The 4,022-nt window shown below is 56.4% G+C and carries 2 protein-coding genes and 1 pseudogene; 1 reads left to right on the forward strand and 2 read right to left on the reverse strand.

Features of this window, described 5'->3' with window-relative positions; all coding sequences use genetic code 11:
- Together ACPLUI_RS12060 and ACPLUI_RS12065 are read right to left on the reverse strand one after the other, a co-directional pair.
- A pseudogene (locus ACPLUI_RS12060) lies at positions 1-1,105 on the reverse strand (anaerobic carbon-monoxide dehydrogenase catalytic subunit); the annotation flags it as partial.
- A gap of 56 nt (positions 1,106-1,161) precedes the next feature.
- The gene (locus tag ACPLUI_RS12065; RefSeq protein WP_424660506.1) at positions 1,162-2,436 is read right to left on the reverse strand and encodes an NAD(P)/FAD-dependent oxidoreductase; all 1,275 of its coding nucleotides are present in this window, start codon (positions 2,434-2,436) and stop codon (positions 1,162-1,164) included.
- Positions 2,437-3,027: 591 nt separating this feature from the next.
- Here ACPLUI_RS12065 and ACPLUI_RS12070 point away from each other — a divergent pair.
- The gene (locus tag ACPLUI_RS12070) at positions 3,028-3,777 is read left to right on the forward strand and encodes a hypothetical protein (protein ID WP_424660507.1); all 750 of its coding nucleotides are present in this window, start codon (positions 3,028-3,030) and stop codon (positions 3,775-3,777) included.
- Positions 3,778-4,022: the final 245 nt, after the last annotated feature.

A 4,022-nucleotide genomic window follows, 5' to 3' on the forward strand; every position in this document is an offset into this window, starting at 1 on the left:
GTTCATCAAACGGTATATGAATGGCTCCGGGGAATTTTGCCTTGAGCGAAGTTGAAATAAACTTCGTGTGGTAGCAGGCGGCCAGCTGGCCAAGGGCAGGCATGATGCACTGCACGTCAACCACAACCGCCTCCAGGGCGCCCGTAATTACCGCCAGCTCCTGCTGAAGAAAGTTGCCGGCCACTGGAACGCCGTGGCGCATGAGAATTTCGTTGCCGGTACAGCACATGCCCACCAGGTTGATCCCGCTTGCTCCCGCCGCCCTGGCGGCGGAAATTAATCCGGGTTCTTTTGCCGCTTCCACCAGCATTTCCGACAGGATGGGCTCGTGGCCGTGTACGAGAATATTTACCGCCTCTTTACTGAGGACGCCCAGGTTGCTCCGGCCCCTTACCGGGCGGGGAGTGCCGAATAAAACGTCGGAAAATTCCGTGGCCAGCAAAGAGCCGCCCCAACCATCGGAGAGACTGCAGCGCAGGCCGTGCAGGATGAGATTGGCCGGGTCGTTGTCCACACCAAAGTGTGTGCGGTGCATGGCTTCCACCACTTCCCGGTCGATCCCGCGGGGGATAATGCCCAGCTTTTCCCATATTCCTTTGCGTTTTGGAGGGACCCGGTCGATGGCCTGCAGGTAACCTTTCCTGGTGCCAAACTCCTCCAGCGCTGCTTCAGCCAGCTCTTCAGCTATTTCTTCAACCGGCCTGCCTTCAGTCTTAATGTTAAATTCGGCTGCCAGTTTCTTAAGCTTACTTTCGTCCTTAATGGCATAATCCTTTGTTTTGCCAGTCGCCACCCCCAGCAAAGTCTCCACCACGTCCCGCCCGTGGTCCGAGTGTGCTGCCGCTCCGGCGGCAATCATCCTTAACAGGTTTCGCGCTACGATAATATCACCGGTTGCCCCGCAGACTCCTTTCTGCGGGCCGTCTCCAAAGGGGTCGATGCGACACGGGCCCATGTTGCAGTTCCGGCAGCAAAGCCCCAGTTCGCCGAAGCCGCACTGGGGCTGCTGCGCCTGGTAACGGTCCCAGGCGGTCTCCAGGCCTTCCTCACGGGCCACTTTAAGCATCTGAAGTGAAGTTGAGTCAATTGAACGGGTATCCTTCATGGAATACCTCTCCCTTCGCCAAGCTTTTGGAATTCTTCCGGATTCCCGGGCGGGTCTTAATTTATAAAGCTGTTCGGATTGAGATCATTTTTGTCTCGCAAAAGCACCTCTAAAGATACGCTTCCCACTTGCCCCTGAAGCAAGCAATGGCGGTAACTCCACGCCGGGCGGCCCGATTTCACCAGGGCTGTGTACACCCCCGCGCCGTCCACTTTTCCGGCCAGGATGTACCCTGCCAGGCGCTCGCCATCAAAGACCAGCCGCCGGTAGGTACGGCTCAAGGGATCATATTGGACCAGTACCTCCTCACCCTCCAGGTTCCCCACCGAAACCACGTCCACCCCACCAAAGCGGGCGCTGTTCAACCTGGTGAGGGGTGCCGGGTAGGGACGGGCTACGCCCAGCATATTGGCCGCCGCGTAACGCCCCTGCTCGAAGGCCAGCGTCCACAGGGCCGAGTTGACCTTCTGGCCTGTCAACCGGTCGGTTACCTGGATACAGTCCCCCGCCGCATAAACATCTTCCAGGGAAGTGCGCATGTAGCCGTCAACCACAACACCCCGCCCCACCTCGCCGCCCGCCTCCTCCACCAGACTGCTGTTCGGGCGTACACCCTTGCCCACCACAGCCAGCCCCGCGGGCAGTTCCCGGCCGTCTTCCAGCTCCACCCCTGTCAGGCGGCCCTGTGGTCCGGCTATAAAAGCCTTTACCCGGGCGTTGTAGATAAAATCGACCCCTGCATTGACCAGTTCCCGCTCCACCATGGCCGCCGCCCTTTCATCCAGCTGCCGGATGAGTAATCGCGGGCTGGTCACCACAACGGTAACTTTCTCAAGACCGGCCTGTTTCAGAGCCCAGGCAGCCTTCAGCCCCACCAGCCCGCCGCCCACCACCACCGCCCCGGAAACCTGCGGGACCAGGGCGGACAGCCGCCGGGCATCGCGCAGGCTGCGCAGGGTACAAACCCCCTCCACCTCAACCCCCGGCACCGCCGGGAGCACCGGGCTGGCCCCGGTGGCTACCAGCAGGCGGTCGTAGGCCAGTTCCCGGCCGTCAGCCAGAACCACCTTTTTCTCATGTGGGCGCAGAGCCACCACAGCCACCCCGGCCAGCAGCTCAACCCCCAGCCGCCGGTAAAACTCCGCCGGCCGCAACCTGATGGAATTTTCTGTACTCTTGCCCGCCACTAAATCCGGCAGCAGGCAGCGGGAATAGGCCCCCGTGGGCTCATCGCTCACCACGGTAATGTGGTGCTGGTAACCGCCCAGGCAGCGCAGGGTCTCCACGGCCGCGACCCCTGCCGCGCTGTTGCCGATAATTACAAACCGCAACAAACCACCTCCCTGTTCAGGTCTAAAACCGGGTATACCTGCATTTAAGTTATTGTATGTACAGCATCTCAACCTGTTGCTTCCACATGCTCTCCAGGATTTCACAGGTTGCCGCTTTTACTCCCATATTATAGGCTTGCCAACCGGACCCGGCAATGACCGGGGTTTAAAATCACGGTTTTCAGACTCGAAATGTACCTTAAAGACACCATGGTATAAACATATAAGGCTCCGTAATTACGAATTTATGGGTGAAAATCCCGGGTTCCGTGAATTCATTCAGGAGGATAAAGGACCAAACGCCCGAGAGATAGCCGTGGCTGTTTTTGTTCTGGAAAGCCGTTATTCAGGAAAGAAACCGGTAATTTTACGTACTTATGGTTGTAGAACCAGATCACAGGTCTTATCATTAGCAATGAAGATTACCATAAAATATTCGCCGGTTCCGCAAACCCCGGTAGTCTGGCCAGCACCAGGATGCCGGCCGGCGAGATGATGAGCAGAACCAGGAGGTGATGTCTCATCTAAAATTATCAAGCCATAAAACGGTACAACCACAAAACACAATGAGCTAAAAGGAGGGGGGAAAACATGTCTTCCACGCAGCGGTCATCCCTGTTGAAAAGTGAAGACTGGTGGGCTGTCTGGCTGGGTCTGTTTATTTTTTTGCTTGGTCTGGGTAAGCTGGCTGGAATGGACCTGCTGGGCTGGGTAGTAAAAACCAACATCTGGACTGATCTTTCCAAAGCTCTGACTCCCGTATCCGATGCGTACAAGGGCATGCCGGGGATTCTCTCCCTGCTGTTGACCTACGTCTTTATGCTGGCTGTAACCACCATTGGTGCTGCCACTATGGGCTGGGATTTGAAAAGGTTTATGGCCGGGTTCACTATCATCTTCTGGGTGACTTATGCTTGCTGGATATGTGGTAATTATGCATATATCGCCGCCACTCCCGATGTGCTGGCCAAGTTCAAAATTCCCTGGTCTCTAAGTCTTACCGGCGAAGCCGGATTTATTGTTGCCCTGCTGGTGGGTCTCATTCTGGCGAACCTGTTCCCCGGAGTAACCCGTTTTCTGCAGGAAGCAGCTAGGCCGGAGTGGTTCATCAAAACAGCCATCGTCATTCTTGGTGCCACCATCGGCATCAAGGCCTCTGAATCCATCGGCCTTGCCGGGACGGTGCTTTTCCGGGGCTTCTGTGCCATTGTGGAGGCCTACCTTATTTACTGGCCCATCGTCTACTACATTTCCCGCAAGTATTTCCGGTTTACGCCGGAATGGGCCGCGCCCCTGGCCTCGGGTATCTCCGGAACCTGCATTACAAAAGCCGATTCCTGAAGAAGAGCAGTATGTAGAGCTCATGCCGGCGGAGAAAAAACTTATCGGCTGGAGTCTGGGGCTGGGGATAATTCTTCTGGTTATATTGATTCTGGCCAGTGGGAGCCTTTCGTGATCATCAACCTGAACCTGAAAGTTAAATGCCCCGGGAGTCATACCTTGAACCCCCGGGGCACTAATTTTTCATTTCTCATTTCTGAATCATGAGGCAAAAGGCCTCAAACTTCTCCCGGCGCATGGTTACC

This window comes from Desulfofundulus sp. (assembly GCF_049701015.1).
Lineage (GTDB): Bacteria > Bacillota > Desulfotomaculia > Desulfotomaculales > Desulfovirgulaceae > Desulfofundulus.